14 protein-coding genes are annotated in these 15,929 nt (G+C 56.2%); 11 read left to right on the forward strand and 3 right to left on the reverse strand.

Translation table 11 applies throughout. The features are described from left to right. Positions 1-2 precede the first annotated feature (2 nt). From KHW85_RS00630 to KHW85_RS00650, 5 genes are all read left to right on the forward strand, one after another. Complete coding sequence (locus KHW85_RS00630) at positions 3-1,649, forward strand: PH domain-containing protein (protein WP_291458345.1); 1,647 nt, start codon at positions 3-5, stop codon at positions 1,647-1,649. A 104-nt stretch (positions 1,650-1,753) separates the two neighbouring features. After that, the gene (locus tag KHW85_RS00635; protein ID WP_291458346.1) at positions 1,754-2,680 is read left to right on the forward strand and encodes a DUF2520 domain-containing protein; all 927 of its coding nucleotides are present in this window, start codon (positions 1,754-1,756) and stop codon (positions 2,678-2,680) included. Between the two features lie 57 nt (positions 2,681-2,737). Further along, positions 2,738-3,679, forward strand: a complete 942-nt coding sequence (gene panC, locus KHW85_RS00640; RefSeq protein WP_291458347.1) for a pantoate--beta-alanine ligase — start codon at positions 2,738-2,740, stop codon at positions 3,677-3,679. Next, positions 3,672-4,106: an aspartate 1-decarboxylase gene (gene panD / locus KHW85_RS00645; protein ID WP_291458348.1), complete on the forward strand. Its 435-nt coding sequence runs from the start codon at positions 3,672-3,674 to the stop codon at positions 4,104-4,106. The genes panC and panD overlap by 8 nt, the downstream gene beginning before the upstream one ends. Positions 4,107-4,167: 61 nt before the next feature. After that, positions 4,168-5,766, forward strand: coding sequence for a lysine--tRNA ligase (locus tag KHW85_RS00650; protein WP_291458349.1), 1,599 nt, complete (start codon positions 4,168-4,170; stop codon positions 5,764-5,766). Between the two features lie 124 nt (positions 5,767-5,890). On the opposite strand, the gene KHW85_RS00655 is transcribed toward KHW85_RS00650, so the two are convergent. Continuing rightward, positions 5,891-6,817 carry a sugar-binding domain-containing protein gene (locus KHW85_RS00655; protein WP_291458404.1) on the reverse strand — a complete coding sequence of 309 codons (927 nt, stop codon included), beginning with the start codon at positions 6,815-6,817 and terminating at the stop codon, positions 5,891-5,893. 313 nt (positions 6,818-7,130) lie between these two features. On the opposite strand from KHW85_RS00655, the gene KHW85_RS00660 reads away from it, so the two are divergent. The 3 genes from KHW85_RS00660 to KHW85_RS00670 all read left to right on the forward strand — a co-directional run bounded on the left by KHW85_RS00660 (position 7,131) and on the right by KHW85_RS00670 (position 10,205). Further along, positions 7,131-7,937, forward strand: a complete 807-nt coding sequence (locus tag KHW85_RS00660; RefSeq protein WP_291458350.1) for an MIP/aquaporin family protein — start codon at positions 7,131-7,133, stop codon at positions 7,935-7,937. 40 nt (positions 7,938-7,977) lie between these two features. Beyond that, positions 7,978-9,498 carry a glycerol kinase GlpK gene (gene glpK, locus KHW85_RS00665; RefSeq protein ID WP_291458352.1) on the forward strand — a complete coding sequence of 507 codons (1,521 nt, stop codon included), beginning with the start codon at positions 7,978-7,980 and terminating at the stop codon, positions 9,496-9,498. Positions 9,499-9,632: 134 nt separating this feature from the next. Next, entirely contained in the window at positions 9,633-10,205 is a 573-nt protein-coding gene (locus tag KHW85_RS00670; RefSeq protein WP_291458353.1) for an NYN domain-containing protein, read from the forward strand. Positions 10,206-10,255: 50 nt separating this feature from the next. On the opposite strand, the gene KHW85_RS00675 is transcribed toward KHW85_RS00670, so the two are convergent. Together KHW85_RS00675 and KHW85_RS00680 are read right to left on the reverse strand one after the other, a co-directional pair. Then, complete coding sequence (locus KHW85_RS00675) at positions 10,256-10,972, reverse strand: PspA/IM30 family protein (protein WP_291458355.1); 717 nt, start codon at positions 10,970-10,972, stop codon at positions 10,256-10,258. A gap of 51 nt (positions 10,973-11,023) precedes the next feature. After that, entirely contained in the window at positions 11,024-13,057 is a 2,034-nt protein-coding gene (locus tag KHW85_RS00680) for a TPM domain-containing protein (protein ID WP_291458356.1), read from the reverse strand. A 124-nt stretch (positions 13,058-13,181) separates the two neighbouring features. Here KHW85_RS00680 and KHW85_RS00685 point away from each other — a divergent pair, with 124 nt between their 5' ends. The 3 genes from KHW85_RS00685 (at position 13,182) to KHW85_RS00695 (ending at position 15,871) form a co-directional block, all read left to right on the forward strand. Continuing rightward, a complete protein-coding gene (locus KHW85_RS00685; protein WP_034251511.1) occupies positions 13,182-13,556 on the forward strand; it encodes a cold shock domain-containing protein in 375 nt (124 codons plus the stop codon). Further along, entirely contained in the window at positions 13,549-14,310 is a 762-nt protein-coding gene (locus tag KHW85_RS00690) for a DUF3027 domain-containing protein (RefSeq protein WP_156334494.1), read from the forward strand. The genes KHW85_RS00685 and KHW85_RS00690 overlap by 8 nt, the downstream gene beginning before the upstream one ends. A 106-nt stretch (positions 14,311-14,416) precedes the next feature. Then, on the forward strand, positions 14,417-15,871 hold the full coding sequence (locus tag KHW85_RS00695) for an NCS2 family permease (RefSeq protein ID WP_156335588.1): 1,455 nt from the start codon (positions 14,417-14,419) through the stop codon (positions 15,869-15,871). Positions 15,872-15,929: the final 58 nt, after the last annotated feature.

The following is a 15,929-nucleotide window of genomic DNA, read 5'->3' on the forward strand; positions in this document are numbered from 1 at the left end:
GCATGAGTTCTTCTCAACACGTGTATGCAGCTGACCAAGGGGTTGATCCCTCGCTGTGGCGCCGTGTCCACGTCATCACGCCTCTTCTGGAGATCTGGCAAATCCTGGTGGCAGGTATTGCCTTTGCTACTTATCGCAATTTCAGTGAATTCCAGGAAATGCTGCGCTCTGGGTATCTTCTCCCTTTCCTTTCGGAGCGTTTCTTTTATTTGGCGGGGAGCGCGCTGATTGTCGTTGCCGTTCTGGTTGGTTTTGTTTTTCTTCAGTGGTGGTTCTTGGCCTTTGCAGTCACGGAAACTGCAGTGTGGACACGCCGCGGGATTCTTAAGCGCCAGCAGCGCCACGCGCGCTTGGATCGTATTCAGGCCGTTGATATCTCCCAGCCAGTCCTTGCGCGTCTCCTTGGTTTGGGCAAGCTTGATGTCGAAGTTGCCGGTGGCTCCTCCTCCAGCATTACCATCGGTTATCTCAAGGTTTCTGAACTTGAAGCTCTGCGCGGTGAAATCCTCGCTCGAGCTGCAGGGCTGAGGGTAGAAGCGCAAGCCTCGCCCGAGGCCTCGGGGGAGGGGACGACACCTCAGTCTCCATACGCCCCCGCCCAGAGCGAGTCCCCAGCTGCAACGGCAGATCCCTACGCGCCCACCCAGCCCACGGCCTCGCAAGTTCCTGGAAACTACAGCTACACCGGAGAGGTCTATGCGCCTTCCTCAATCCCGGTCGCACCTGAGCGCGAGCTTTATCAGGTTTCAATGGGGCGCCTGCTCGCTTCTCAGATGCTGTCTTTGGGCAATATCGTTGCCATTTTGCTTCTCATTGCATTCCTCGTCGCAGGAGGTATTGCTGCTTTTCAAGAGGGTATTGTCGTTGCCATTGCTTCACTGAGTGGTTTCGTCTCGGTGGCAGTGTCGATTGTCGGTGTGCAGTGGAATCGTTTTGCCTCTGAGGCTAACTTCCGCCTAGCGATTTCCCCAGATGGTATTCGCGTGAGACGCGGCTTGCTCAGCACGCGCGCACAGACCATTCCGCCGAGGCGTATTCACGCGATTCAGGTTCAGCAGCCCTTCTTTTGGCGTTTTCTGGGTTGGTACCGCGTGAGCATTCTTCAAGCCGGTTACGGCGCGAAAGACACCGATTCGAAAAAACAGCAGAGCTCTCACATCCTTATTCCCGTAGGTACACGCCAAGACGTTGAATTCGCGCTGTGGATGGTTTTCAACGATCTGGGTGTCGATGATGTTCCTTCATTTATTGAGGCTGCGCTCGCGGGAAAGGGAAGCGGGCAGGGCTTTGTGCAGATGTCGCCTCGAGCGCGCTGCTTGGACCCCTTCGCCTACCATCGCCGCGCTCGAGCAATCACGCGGACCACATTCGTTATCCGCGATGGTTGGTTGAATTGGAAGAGCCTGTGGGCACCTATTGCACGTCTGCAGTCGGTTCGGGTGCAGTCGGGTCCGCTAGAACGCAAACTGGGTGTGGCAAGTCTGCACATGGATGTGGTTCCCGGTGCATTCAGGATGATTGCGGAGCATCAAGACGCCTCGCAGGCAGGTGCAGATATCCACACCTTGCTCATCGAGGGGCAGGCCAACCGTGCCAGCGAGCCTCCTGAGAAATGGATGCTGCGCGTAGAAAATGGGATGCACAGTTAATATCCAATGATGCAGCTGCGAAGATAGCGCCGATCAAGGGGCGCGGATTCATGCGTGGCTTGGCACTTAGGGCCATCCATCAGACATCACAGCAAAGGCGGAATATGCGCGGCGGTCGACTTGATATCGGCATTATCGGCATGGGACATGTTGGCCCTGTGATTGGCTCGGCCCTGCGCGCGGTTGGACACACAATTGTTGGGGTGAGTGCTTCTTCAGAGGAATCACGAGAGCGTGCCGACGCTCTGTTACCGGGGATTCCCATTCTTTCGGTGGAAGAGATTGTCTCTCGTTGCCAGATGGTTGTTCTGACCGTTCCCGATGACCAGCTGGAGGGCTTGGTCAAGGGGCTGGCTGAGTTAGGGGCCTGGCAATCCTCACAACTAGTTGTGCATACTTCAGGGGCACACGGAATCGATATTCTGCGTCCTGCTTCGGGTATGGGGGCAATTCCCCTGGCAATTCATCCCGCGATGACCTTCACGGGGACCTCTGTTGACGTTCCACGTTTGGTGGGGACGCCCTTTGCGGTGACTGCTCCTGCAATCGCCTTGCCCATAGCCCAAGCGCTAGTCGTTGAAATGGGCGGTGAGCCTTTTGAGATCGCGGAGGAAGACCGCGGGGTCTACCACGCTGCGTTGAATCACGGTGCAAATTTCCTTGCCACCGTAGTTACGCAGTCTAAGCAGATCCTCTCCACCGTTGGAATTGATGATCCGGGAACTTTCTTGCGTCCCCTGTGCGAGGCTGCCCTCGATCGCGCGCTGCGAGCGGGAGACCGCGGTGTCTCTGGCCCCATCCCGCGCGGGGATGTAGGAACAATTCGCGAGCACCTCAGCCTTCTAGAAACCAAAGCCAAGGAAGAAAACCTGGCGGGGGAGGGGCAGTGGGCACACCGCCTCCGGGATGCGCGCTCGACCTACGCGGCAATGACTGTGCACACCGTCGACCTACTGGAATTCGAGGGACGAATCAGCTCTCAGGTGGCCTCGGAAATTCGCGCAGCCGTGCGCGAAATGAGCGAAAAGTGATCCGTTAGACCCCAACGAAATGGCGTTTTGGGGGCCTTTCGGGCGAAAATAAGTTATATGAACTTTACGCCTCAGTTGACGCATACCCGCGAAGAGCTTGCGCAAGCACTATCCCAACTTGAGGGGACGCGCGCGCTGGTCATGACAATGGGAGCGCTCCACAGAGGGCACCTTGAGCTTGTCCGGCAGGCACAGGAGCTTGCTGATCATGTCATTGTCACGATCTTCGTGAATCCCACCCAGTTTGCGCCCGGCGAGGACTTCGACGCCTACCCGCGCACATTGGATGCCGATATGGAGGCCCTGTCAACGGTGGGCGCTGATCTTGTATGGGCTCCTTCCGTCGCTGATGCTTACCCAACTCCTGCAACCACCCGTATCGACGCTGGCCCGGTTGCTCACATTCTTGAAGGCGCAATCCGCCCGACGCACTTTGCTGGTGTCGCCCTGGTCGTCTCAAAGGCAATGAATCTGATCCGTCCTGATGTTGCACTCTTTGGCCAAAAAGATGCTCAGCAGCTGGCGGTTATTCGTACCTTCGTTCGCGACTTGGATATGCCCGTGCGCATTCAGGCCGTTGAAATTGTTCGCGATAGCGATGGTGTTGCGCTGTCTTCGCGTAATCAGTACCTCAGTGAGGAAGAACGCGTGCATGCCCGTTCCCTGTCGCGCGCGATTGACGAGGCCCGCGCTGCAGCGGCTTTGGGTGTTCCTCTTGACGAAGTTTTGCGTGCAGCAGCCTCTGTTCTCGAGGCCGAAGAGGGAGTCGTACCCGATTACGTTGCGATCGTGGACGATGACGATTTCACCCTGCTTGCGGGGACAGGAAGTGCCGCAGAGCAGGTTGAGAAGGAAACTCGTGAGAAGGTGCTGGAAGCTGCGACAACGCAGGGAAGCCTTCGCGCTCGGATTCTTCTTGCTGCGCGGGTTGGGGCGACTCGCTTGATCGATAACGCGGATGTCGTTATTTCTGTTGCCGGAGGCGCACGTCATGAGTGAAATGACTCGGACCATGGTGATCGGAAAGATTCACCGTGCACGAGTAACTGGAGCCGATTTGCATTATGTTGGCTCAATTACCATCGACGAAGACCTCCTGGATGCGGCCAATATTGTTCCCGGCCAAAAAGTGGATATCGCGGATGTGAACAACGGATCGCGCCTATCGACGTACACAATTGCAGGTCAGCGGGGGAGCGGTGTCATTCAGCTCAATGGGGCCGCGGCGCATCTGGTGAACCTGGATGATTTGGTCATCATTATGGCCTATGCTCAGGTTCCCGAATCCCAGGTTCGCTCTGTAACGCCCAGTGTCGTTTTCGTTGATGCGCAGAATCGAATTATCGAAGAGGGGAGCGCTCTGGGACAGGTCCCTGAGTCTTCGCCCCACGCCCGAAGCTTGGGCTTGAAAAGTTCGGGTGTGTGAATTTCAATCCGCTCATACGCATGGGCGTGACTAATCGCTGACTTTCGCTACCATTGAAGTCATGACTGATTCGCCTGTTGACGATACCCCTGAACAAGTACAAATCCGCTCTGCCAAGCGTGCACGCCTTATGGAGGCGGGGATTCCTGCCTACCCTGTGAAGCTTCCTCTCACCACGACCATTGCAAAGGTCCGTGAAAAGTACAGCCATCTGGAAGCCGGTGAAGAGACCGATGACATCGTTGCTCTCTCTGGCCGCGTGGTTTTGGCACGTAACGGTGGAAAACTCTGCTTTGCAACCCTCATGGATGGTGCGGGTAACAAAATCCAGGTGATGCTCTCTGCCGCCTCGGTTGGTGCAGAGTCGCTGGCTCAGTACAAAAACGACGTCGACCTGGGTGACTTCCTTTACGTTCACGGTCGCGTGATTTCCTCCAAGCGTGGTGAACTGTCGATCTTCGCTACCCCGGCTGAAGTGACTGAGGAAGCTCAAGCTGCTTACGATGCGGCCCCGACTGCCCTTCCTGCTCCTGACGCCTCGTGGGCAATTGCTTCAAAGGCCCTGCGTCCTTTGCCTAAGACATGGACGACCGCAGAGGGTGAAGAAGTTACTCTTTCGGAAGATCAGCGAATCCGTCGCCGCGAGCTCGACCTGATCACCCGTCCTGCCGCGCGCAATATGATCCGTATTCGCGCTGCGGTGAACCGTTCCATTCGTGAGAATTTCTTCCGCCGCGATTACATCGAGCTTGAGACTCCAATGCTTCAGGTCATCCACGGTGGTGCTTCGGCGCGTCCCTTTATCACGCACATGAACGCGCTGGATATGGACCTCTACCTGCGTATTGCTACCGAGATCTACCTCAAGCGCGCAGTTGTCGGTGGTGTGGATCGCGTCTTTGAGATGAACCGTAACTTCCGCAACGAAGGTATGGATTCCTCTCACAGCCCCGAATTCACCTCACTGGAGGCCTACGAAGCCTATTCCGACTACAACGGAATGGCTGCTCTAACCCGAAACCTGATCCAGCAGGCTGCTCGCGATGCCTTTGATCTTCCCGAAGGCCAGGAAGTTGTCACTCTTGCTGACGGCACCGAGTATGACCTTTCGGGCGATTGGGACCACATCGACCTGTATGGCTCGACCTCAGAGGTTTTGGGTGAAGAGATCACGGTGGATACACCTCGTGAAAAGCTGCTCAAGTACGCCGATCAGATCGGTATTGAAGTTGATGATTACGCAGTAAACGGCAAGATCGTCGAGGATATCTTCGAAGAGCTCGTTGCCTCGAAGCTGTGGGCACCGACCTTCGTCTATGACTTCCCCGAGGATACTTCTCCGCTGACCCGGTACCACCGTTCGCGTCCGGGATTGACTGAGAAGTGGGACCTGTACGTTCGTGGTTTTGAGACCGCAACGGCATACTCCGAACTCGCTGATCCCGTTGTCCAACGCCAGCGTTTTGAAGCGCAGGCTCTGGCCGCTGCCAATGGTGATCCCGAAGCCATGGTTCTGGACGAGGACTTCCTTATTGCCATGGAACAGGGCTTCCCGCCCTGCGGCGGTATGGGCATGGGTATCGACCGCCTGCTGATGGTGCTGACTGGACAGGGAATCCGTGAAACGATCCCCTTCCCCTTGGTGAAGCGCCTGGGCTGAGTACGTAAAAAGGCGGCCGGCTTTCGTTACTTGACGAGGCCGGTCGCCTTTGTATGTAGAGAGTGCACCTTAGTGCTGGTGGATACTACCTGGAAGCGCAGTGTTCAAGCGTCACAGGTGTGGGCTAGGCGTGGGTGCGGTGGCGAACCAAATCTAGGAGCTCACGCGCAGCGCCATCATCCAAAACAAGATCGGTGATGACACCGGCGTGGAGTGCGCCCAGTAGTGGTAGTGCCTTCGATGCACCTGCCACCACGGCTAAGCGACGGGGAATCTTCCTCAGCGTTGCTGGGCTTGGCCCAGATGCGCGTTTGTTCAGATCCATATCCGTCGATCCATCTTCACGCAGAAGGACCGTGCAGACATCCCCAACAACGCCGTCTTCTTGTGCATGCGAAATTTCATCGGGATCCAAGAATCCTCCCGAATAGACGCGCGATGGAAGTCGAGCAGAAAGGGAGCCGATTCCGAAGAGCGCGACATTTGCCGAATCAATCGTCGCAAGCACCGAGGTTACCGAACGTTCACGCCACAGTGCTTCCTTTGTTTCTGCGAAGTCAAAGAAAGCGGGGACGGGGAAGTGAACCATTCGGGCACCCAAGGCAGTAGCTGCGCGAGAAATGATGGCATCCGCATAGGGGACACCAGATTCTGTCGCAGTTGCAGCGCCATTAAGTTGCACCACTGTTGAACCCGGGAGATTCACTCGGGGGAGGCATCGGGTGACCTCAGAGGTCGTGTTTCCCCATGCAATTCCAAGTGTGTCTCCGGGCTTGAGCATATCCACAAGGCGTTCAGCGGCTACTCGTGCAACATTGTGCAGTCGATTCACTTCCGTGTGAATATCATGAACAGGAACGACTGATGTCCGAATTCCAAATATTTCGTTAATTTGGCCCGAGAGAGAACCACGGTTTCCTGGGGTCGCAGCAACGGAGATGCGCACCAGACCGGAGTTTCGAGCGTAGGTCAGTAGGCGTGAAACAGACGAACGTGAAACACCGAGGTGGCGGGCGATGGTCTCCATCGTCTGCCCCTGCAGGTAATACATCGAGGCCGCTTCGTGGGCCTGTTCATCACGTATTGTCACATTTCCTAGTATGCCATCCATGAGCACGCACTCGTAGCTGTTTAGTCACCAATTTGCCTATAGGCGAAGCAGCTTCCACATGGTGTACTTGTCCACAGGTTGACCCAAATGCATGAACATACGTTCTTCCATTTGGGGTGAAGGGTAACAAATGAGATACTAAACGTGATCCACAACGCATCTTCGAATGAGGGTGGTCTGGTGGTACTTGCATGGCGGTGAAATCCCGCCAATGGCCCCGTCGCGAAGACGCGACGGAGAAAGTTAGGGAAATATGCTCGCAACAATTCTCCCAGCCTTTGACACCTCAATTCCGGTGACAACGGCGCAGGTCTTCTGGTCTGAGTTCCTTGGAACTGCAGTACTTCTTCTCCTTGGTGGCGGCGTCGTTGCCACGAATCTGCTGCCCAAGTCCAAGGGCAAGGGTGGCGGTTGGCTCATGATCAACTTCGGATGGGGACTTGCAGTATTTGCAGGTGTTTATGTCGCTGTCCGTACCGGTGGACACCTGAACCCCGCAGTCACCATTGCAAAGGTTGTCGCCTACCTCTTTGATCCCAGCTGGACTCTCAATGGCGTTTCGGCAGATAAGGCCGGAGCTGTTCTTGTCACTGGCTCGAACGTTGCCGTCTACATCATTGCCCAGTTCCTCGGTGCGTTTGTCGGTGCTGTCCTGTGCTGGCTGACCTTCAAGAAGCACTTCGATGAGGATTGCGATCCTGCTCTGAAGCTCGGTGTCTTCTCTACCGGCCCCGAGATTCGTTCCTACGCTTGGAACTGCGTCACTGAGGCCATCGGCACCGCTGTCCTTATCCTCTGGGTCTTTGTCTCCGGCAACACCGAGACTGCGATTGGCCCGCTTGGCGTTGCCCTCATCGTCGTCGTCATCGGCAACTCCTTGGGTGGCCCCACCGGATACGCGATCAACCCCGCGCGTGACCTCGGCCCTCGTATTGCTCACGCGATTTTGCCGATCAAGGGTAAGGGTGGCTCTGACTGGGCATACTCGTGGGTTCCCGTTGTCGGCCCCATCATTGGTGCTGTGTTGGGCACTGTCCTCTACTTCCTCGTCCTTGTCTGAGTAAACACAACGACGTGACACTACTTTCGAAAGGAAACTCATGACTACTAAAGAATTCGTCATGGCAATCGATCAGGGTACGACTTCAACCCGAGCAATCATCTTCAATCACTCCGGTGAGATTGTCTCCGTGGGGCAGAAGGAATTCACCCAGATCTTCCCGAACCCCGGTTGGGTTGAGCACAACCCGATCGAGATCTGGGATACCACGCGTCAGGTCGTCGCTGATGCACTGCAGAAAGCGGAAATTAACCGTCACCAACTGGCGGCCGTCGGCATCACCAACCAGCGTGAAACCACCGTCGTGTGGGATAAGAACACCGGCGAGCCCGTTTACAACGCGATTGTCTGGCAGGACATGCGTACCTCCGACATCGTCAAGGAACTCGAAGGTGATGAAGGCCCCGACCGCTTCCGCCAGATTTGTGGCCTTGGGTTGTCTCCCTACTTCTCCGGTTCGAAGATTAAGTGGATCCTCGACAACGTAGAGGGTGCGCGCGAGCGCGCCGAGGCCGGCGATCTCTACTTTGGCAACACCGACTCTTGGGTTTTGTGGAACCTAACGGGCGGCGTGAACGGCGGCGTTCACTACACTGACGTCACCAACGCCTCGCGTACCATGCTCATGGATATCCGCACCCTTCAGTGGCGCGAAGATGTCTGCGAGATTTTCGGCATTCCCATGTCGATGCTGCCTGAGATCAAGTCCTCGTCGGAGATTTACGGCTATGGCCGTAAGAACGGTCTGCTCATCGATACGCCGATTTCGGGCATCCTTGGTGACCAGCAGGCTGCAACCTTTGGCCAGGCTTGCTTCGAAAAGGGCATGGCGAAGAACACCTACGGCACCGGATGCTTCATGCTGATGAACACCGGCACCGAGCCCGTGTTCTCCAACAATGGTTTGCTCACGACGGTTGCCTACAAGATCGGTGATCAGGCTCCCGTTTACGCCTTGGAAGGATCGATCGCTGTTGCCGGCTCACTGGTTCAGTGGCTGCGTGACAACCTGGGCATGATCGTGAAGTCCTCCGATATCGGTGAACTGGCACGTACGGTCGAAGACAATGGTGGCGTCTACTTCGTCCCCGCATTCTCCGGTCTTTTCGCACCGTACTGGCGTTCCGATGCGCGTGGTGCAATCGTCGGCTTGACGCGTTACGTCAACAAGGGCCACATTGCTCGCGCGGTTGAGGAATCCACCGCTTTCCAGAGCGCAGAAGTCCTGGATGCAATGAATGCTGACTCCGGTGTTCCTCTCAAGGAACTCAAGGTCGATGGCGGCATGACGCACGATGACCTGGTCATGCAGTTCCAGGCTGACCTGTGCGGCGTTGATGTTGTTCGGCCGAAGGTCATTGAGACCACCGCACTGGGTGCTGCTTACGCTGCGGGTATCGCTGTTGGCTTCTGGTCGGGCACCGACGATGTCGTCGCCAACTGGCAGGAAGGCAAGCGCTGGAGTCCTTCAATGGCTCCTGCAGAACGCGATCGCACCTACCGTCTGTGGAAGAAGGCCGTCACCCGTACTCTCGACTGGGTTGACGAGGATGTGAAGTAGTCTCAAGGTATTGAGACACAAGAGGCCGGGGCCGCCATCTGCGGTCCCGGCCTCTTGTGTCTCAGGCGCCTCGCGATGAGGACTTCCCTCTTAACTCACGTATGTGTCGATGCGCGAAAGTATAGGATTGGACTATGAATCCCCCTGACGCAGAAGCGACATATCTCCTGATCGATGGTGAAAACATCGATGCCACACTTGGGCTTTCCGTTCTGGATCGCCGCCCAACTCCCGATGAGCGTCCCCGCTGGGATCGCATTCGTGAAGCAACCGAGCAACTCTGGCATCAGCAAGTGCGCGGCCTTTTCTACCTCAATGGAACCTCAGGTTACCTTCCCATGGGCTTTATTCAAGCGCTCCATGCAATGGGTTACCGCGCTCTTCCCCTAGCTGGTCCAGACGACATGAAGGTCGTTGATGTCGGTATTCAACGCACCCTTGAAGCCATTGCAGAGCAGGGATCGGGCTCAGTTATTTTGGCTTCTCACGACGCCGATTTTCTGCCGCAAATTCAGGATTTGCTTGAAAGTGGACACCGCGTCGGGATTATGTGTTTCAAGGAGTTCCTCTCCAGCCAGTTCCACGAATTGGAAGATTTGGGCCTTGAAGTCATTGACCTTGAATACGATGCGCACGCATTCCAAGTGCAGCTTCCACGTATTCACATCATCGATATCGACGACTTCGACCCCTTCGATTACCTCTGACATATAAAAATGTGGGCCCTAAATCAGGGCCCACATTTTTATGCTGTTAATCAGTTCTGCTGCTTCAGTGCCGCAAGACGAGCTTCGATTTCAGCCTGCGAAGAATCGGTCTCCAGCTCTGCGAACTGTGAGTCCAACGAGGAGGTCGCAACTTCAGCCTTGCCCTGGGCCATCGCCTCGGCTCGGCGAACCTTGTCCTCGAAGCGTGAGAGCTCGGAAGTGGGGTCAAGAACATTGATCGAGGCAACTGCATCCGAAACCTGAGCCTGTGCCTCGGCGGCCTTCTGGCGTGCCACCAGCTGATCACGCTTGGTCTTGAGCTCGCTGAGCTTGTCCTTCATCTGGACCAGCCCGTTCTTGAGCTTGTCGACGACCTCGCGCTGAGAAGCGATCAGTGGCTCAGCGGTCTTTGCTTCGCCCTCGAACTGGATCTGCTTGCCGATGGCGACGCGGGCCAGATCGTCCCACTTCTGTGCGCCGGCCTGGTCGCCGGCTGCGCGCATTTCCTCTGCCTTTGCCGAGGCTGCGGCTGCCTTGCGTCCCCAATCTTCGGCTACTGCGACGTCCTCATCGTGGTCCTTCTCGGCCAAGCGGAGGTTGCCAACGGTCTGTGCAACTGCGGTCTCAGCTTCTGCGATCGAGTTCGTGTAGTCACGAATCAACTGATCAAGCATCTTCTGAGGGTCCTCGGCGCGGTCGAGGAGCGCATTGATGTTTGCCTTTGCGAGCTGAGAAATACGTCCAAGAATGGTTTGCTTTTCCGCCATTGTTTCCTCCTTTGGGAAGCGGGAAAAATTATGGTTGAACTATATCCTATTTCAGAAAGATCCGGTGTGACCTGATCCGTTGGAACCGCCGAAGCCGCCTCCGCCGAAGCCGCCACTAAAGCCTCCGCCGAAGTTTCCTCCGCTGGAACCACCCCAACTGGAACCGCCCCCGCCCCAATCATGTCGACGTGAACTTCCTCCATTGAGCATTCCATTCAAGACGGACCACACAAGCATGCTGCCCATTCCGATCCCGTTGACAATGGAATCACCCGTTGTGGAGCGTTGCGGAGTGATCAGGGGAGCATTGATTGCCGCCTGCGCGTAGGTGATTGCGTTTCGCGCTTGACCGGCAGCGGTCTCATCATTGCCTTGGTCGTGATAGGAGTGAGCACTTTGAAGCGAGGACTGCGCGAAGGACAGATTTGAGCGCGCATCGAAACCAACCAGCGTGCCGTGGCTTGTGACGTGTTGGCTTGCGCGTGCGACATCGGAATCAGCCTGTGCCAAAAGTGCATCAATTCCTGACTCAGCACGTTGGCTGCGCTCTTCTGCACTACGTAAGGGAGCCAAGGCCTCGTCAAGGGCGGCTTCCGCAACACGCAGGGATTCAAGCGCGACTAAAGGATCGCCCTTCCCGTTTTGCGCGGCATTGCCAGCGTTAATTGCTTCTTGAGCGGAGGCAACCAGCTGCTGGAATGCGATCGGATCCGCGTGAAGGCGAGTCACATCAGAAATATCCGAGGTGATTGAACCGATTGCAGCGGTCAAAAGCTCCGAAGAACGCGAAAGCTGATCGGGAGCTTGAGTGATGGCTTCCAGCTGATGGCGTGCCAGCGCCAAAGCGCGACGCGCAACTTCGAGGATCTGAAGCGCGTTCTGGCCATTGCTCTCGTTTGCTAGAGCCTCGTTTGCACTGCTTTCGGCCTGATCCAAGAGCGCGCGGGCCTGGTTGGGACGTTCCTTGAGGGAGGCGACGGCCTCGGGAGAATAGGCGAGCTGGAGGGTCTGAAGGTCCTTCTCAGCCTGATCCACCTGAGTACGAGTCTGCGCAATCATCTCGAGCAACTCGCGGGCTTGCTGGCCGACATTTGCAACCTGGTTACGGCGCTGAGTGAAAGCGTTCTTCTCCGCAACCAACTGGTTCATTGCGACGTTGAGTTTCCCGACAAACTCTTGGAATTCGTAGGGAGAACGCGGGTGGCTTCCATCCTCATTCTCGCGCTGCATGGTGAAACCCTTATTAACCAGTGCTCGCGCCGTTTCAAGCGCTGCAGAGTAGGACTTGACAGACTCGGGGCCGAATTGAGCCCGGGCGAATTGGATTTCGTCGTCGCTCGATCGAACGATGTCATCTGCGTCCAGCAGAAGGCGTGCAAGATCCAAGGTCTGCTGAACATGCTCCTGAGCCTGATTACGGACGACATTTTTGTGTGTCTTGCGTTGAGAACGCATGATGATAAACAGAATTACGAGGATGATAACGGGAAGCAGAAGGAAGGGAGCCATTGCGCCGATGGCCATGGCCAGTGAGTTCGAGTTTCGCTTGGAACTGTGAGAAGTCGTCGCGGCGGACTTGGTTGCCGTCGGCGAGGCCGTGATGGATTTAGTTGTTACTCCCACTTCCAGTTCGGTGACGAAAAGGCTGAGGCCAGTAGCTAAAGTTGATTCATCCAGAGGATCTGCCTTGCTCAGCACTTCCCTTAATCCCGAGAATGCGCTCACAACCGTCGCGTCACTGATCCCTTTTTGATTTGAATTGCCGCAGGTGGCAGTCTGTCGTTCTTGCGTTGCAATCACTAAGACCAGCGAAGAACTCGATAGGCCCGATTGGGTGCCGACTGTATTGCACCATTCGAGAGGGGCTGTTCCTGAAAAATCTGGGACTACAACGATGTAGGTATCCAGACCTTTTCTTTGAAGGGCGCGCAGTTCGCGATTAATGGATTGAACTGAGTTTTCAGACAGGAACGAGGCCGTATCCGTCAGGTTTGTTGTTACGGTCACCGGTGAATCGGCGCGCGCAATTCCGGCCGGTAGACACGTCGCGACAAGCACCGTAGCAAGCGCGGCGAGAAAAGCCATACAACGAGAGCGGAAAGCGTGGTAAAACATAGCCACTAGTTTACGACTAAGAAGCGTTTGATTGACGCGCCATCTATGATGGAGGATACGTCCTTAGCCGATGACACAGGAAGGAGTGCGTACGATGCCCACTGGTAAGGTGAAGTTTTTTGATGCTGAGCGCGGTTTTGGCTTCATTATGGGAGAAGACGGTGGTCAGGTTTTCCTGCACTCTTCCGCGCTGCCTGAAGGAGTGACGCCTCGTCCCGGAACCCGTGTTGAATACGGAGTTGCCGATGGGCGCAAGGGGCCGCAGGCGCTGTCGGTTCGTATTATTTCCACGCCGCACTCCGTGGCGCGTGCCCAACGACGCAAGCCCGAAACTATGGTGCCCGTCGTCGAAGACTTAATTAAACTGCTCGATGCCTCTTCTGAATCTTTGCGCCGCGGACACTACCCGGAAAACGCCGCAAAGATCGCGAAGGTCATGCGGGCCGTTGCAGAGGATTTTGATGCCTGAAAAAACTGCGTCCGCGCGTGGGCGAATGGATCAGCAGCTCGCTCAAGCGGTGGACTTTGCGCGTGAAAACGCGGTCGAAGTTGGGGGAGAAGCCTCGGTAGGAGAGCACCTCTCTTTCGAAATGGATGCCGAGCGCCTTGGCACTCACTACTTTGCCTGTAACGATGCCGGTTACGTCGGCTGGCGTTGGTCGGTCACTTTGACGCGCGTTCCGCGCTCGCGGAAGATCACGGTGTGCGAAGTTGATTTGGTACCCGGTTCCGGCGCACTTTTGGCACCCGAGTGGCTCCCGTGGGAGGACCGCCTGCAGCCGGGTGATGTGAGCCGCGAGGATGTACTGCCGTACCGTGACGATGATGATCGCTTGATTTCGGGGCTTGAGGACACCGGAGAAGATCCGGATTTGCCTACGGACCGTGAGCTGGGATTGGGGCGCGTTCGCGTTCTCTCTGATAAAGGTCACGACGATGCTGCAAAGCGCTGGTATGCCTCGGAACGCGGTCCTAAGCGTGGCCGTCGTCCCAAGCAGACGTGTTCGACCTGCGGCTTCCTTATGAAGATGTCCGGTTCGATGCGCCTGGTCTTTGGCGTCTGCGCAAATGAATGGGCGCAAGATGATGGTTGTGTTGTGAGTTTGGATCACACTTGCGGTGCGCACTCGGAAACTGATGTGCCGAACAATGGAACGGATTGGCCAGTTCGCCCCTCGCGTATCAACGATTTCCTTGTTGAATCTGAGCGAATCGGGTCCTGAAAACGAAACTGGTTCTAAATAAGAACTATAAGCAGGTCAATCCGGGAAATCAAAGTGCATCTCGCTGGATGATAAGCGCTTCACTTTGAGTGTTTTTTCAGCGAATATGTGGGGAGTGAGCACACAAGAGAAAGCGCCAACGAGCGCAAAGCCACTGAATCCCCTTGACACTTTCTTCCACATCACTGAACGTGGATCCACAATTGGTCGCGAAATCCGAGGTGGCGTGGTCACCTTCTTCGCAATGGCCTACATCCTTGTTGTTAACCCCTCAATTCTTTCCGCCGCTCTGCCTCAAGACGGCTCCATTACCCCCGCCGGAATTGCTGCAGGCACCGCACTTGTCGCCGGCATCATGACCATTCTCATGGGTGTCGTTGCGAACTACCCGCTGGCACTGGCTGCAGGTCTTGGCCTCAATGCAATCGTTGCCTTCACCCTGGTCCTTGGTTCGGGCCTGAGCTTCCAAGAAGCCATGGGCTTGATCTTCTGGGAGGGTATCCTCATTACCCTTCTCGTTCTAACAGGGTTCCGAGACGCGGTCTTCCGCGCAGTCCCGTACCAGATCAAGACCGCTATCTCTGTAGGTATCGGTCTTTTTATTACCCTGGTTGGCCTGATCAACGCGGGCATTATTCGTGCAGGCGCAACCCCGGTTCAGCTCGGTATTAACGGCTCCCTGCAGGGATGGCCGACCCTAGTCTTCGTTGTTGGCCTTGGTCTGACCATCATCTTGTACGTGCGCAAGGTTAAGGGCGCTATGCTCATCGGCCTTATCACCTCGACGGTTTTGGCCGCGATCCTCCAGCTCTTCGTCCACCTTCCCGTGCGCAGTGAGGGCTCTCCGACCGGTTGGGGACAGACCATTCCGGCTCTGAGCGGCTCTCCGATTTCGATTCCAAGCTTTAACTCGCTTTTCCAAATCAACTTCTTCGGAGCTTTCGGGAAGCTTGGCGTTGTTTCGGTTGTTCTGCTGATCTTCTCGCTGATGCTTGCAGACTTCTTCGACACCATGGGCACGATGGTTGCTGTTGGTGCCGAGGGTGGTCTTCTGGACGAAGGCGGCAACCCGCCTCACTCCAGCCGCATTCTGCTCATTGACTCCTTGGCTGCTGCTGCAGGTGGTCTGGGTGGTGTCTCTTCGAACACCTCCTACATTGAGTCGACCGCCGGTGTTGGTGAGGGTGCACGTACTGGTTTGGCCTCGGTTGTCACCGGTGTCCTCTTCCTGCTGTCCACCTTCCTTTCGCCCCTGGTTCAGCTTGTTCCGACCGAGGCCGCCTCGACCGCTCTGGTCTTCGTTGGTTTCCTCATGATGGCTCAGGTTCTTGAGGTTGATTGGAAGGACCCGGAGTATGCAATCCCCGGCTTCTTGACCATCGCCTTCATGCCCTTCGCCTACTCGATCTCGGTGGGTATCGGCGTTGGCTTCATCGCCTACACGGTCATTCAGATCACCCTGGGCAAGGCTCGTCAGATCCACCCGCTGATGTGGCTGACCTCGATCCTCTTCGTGGTCTACTTCCTCTTGGGACCGATTCGGGCCGCTTTGGGAGCCTGATCCGTTATTCACCTTTTGTGGGGGCTGGCATGTGTCGGCCCCCACACGTGTATTTGGG

It is taken from the genome of Actinomyces sp. oral taxon 181 (assembly GCF_018370895.1).
Taxonomy (GTDB): domain Bacteria; phylum Actinomycetota; class Actinomycetes; order Actinomycetales; family Actinomycetaceae; genus Pauljensenia.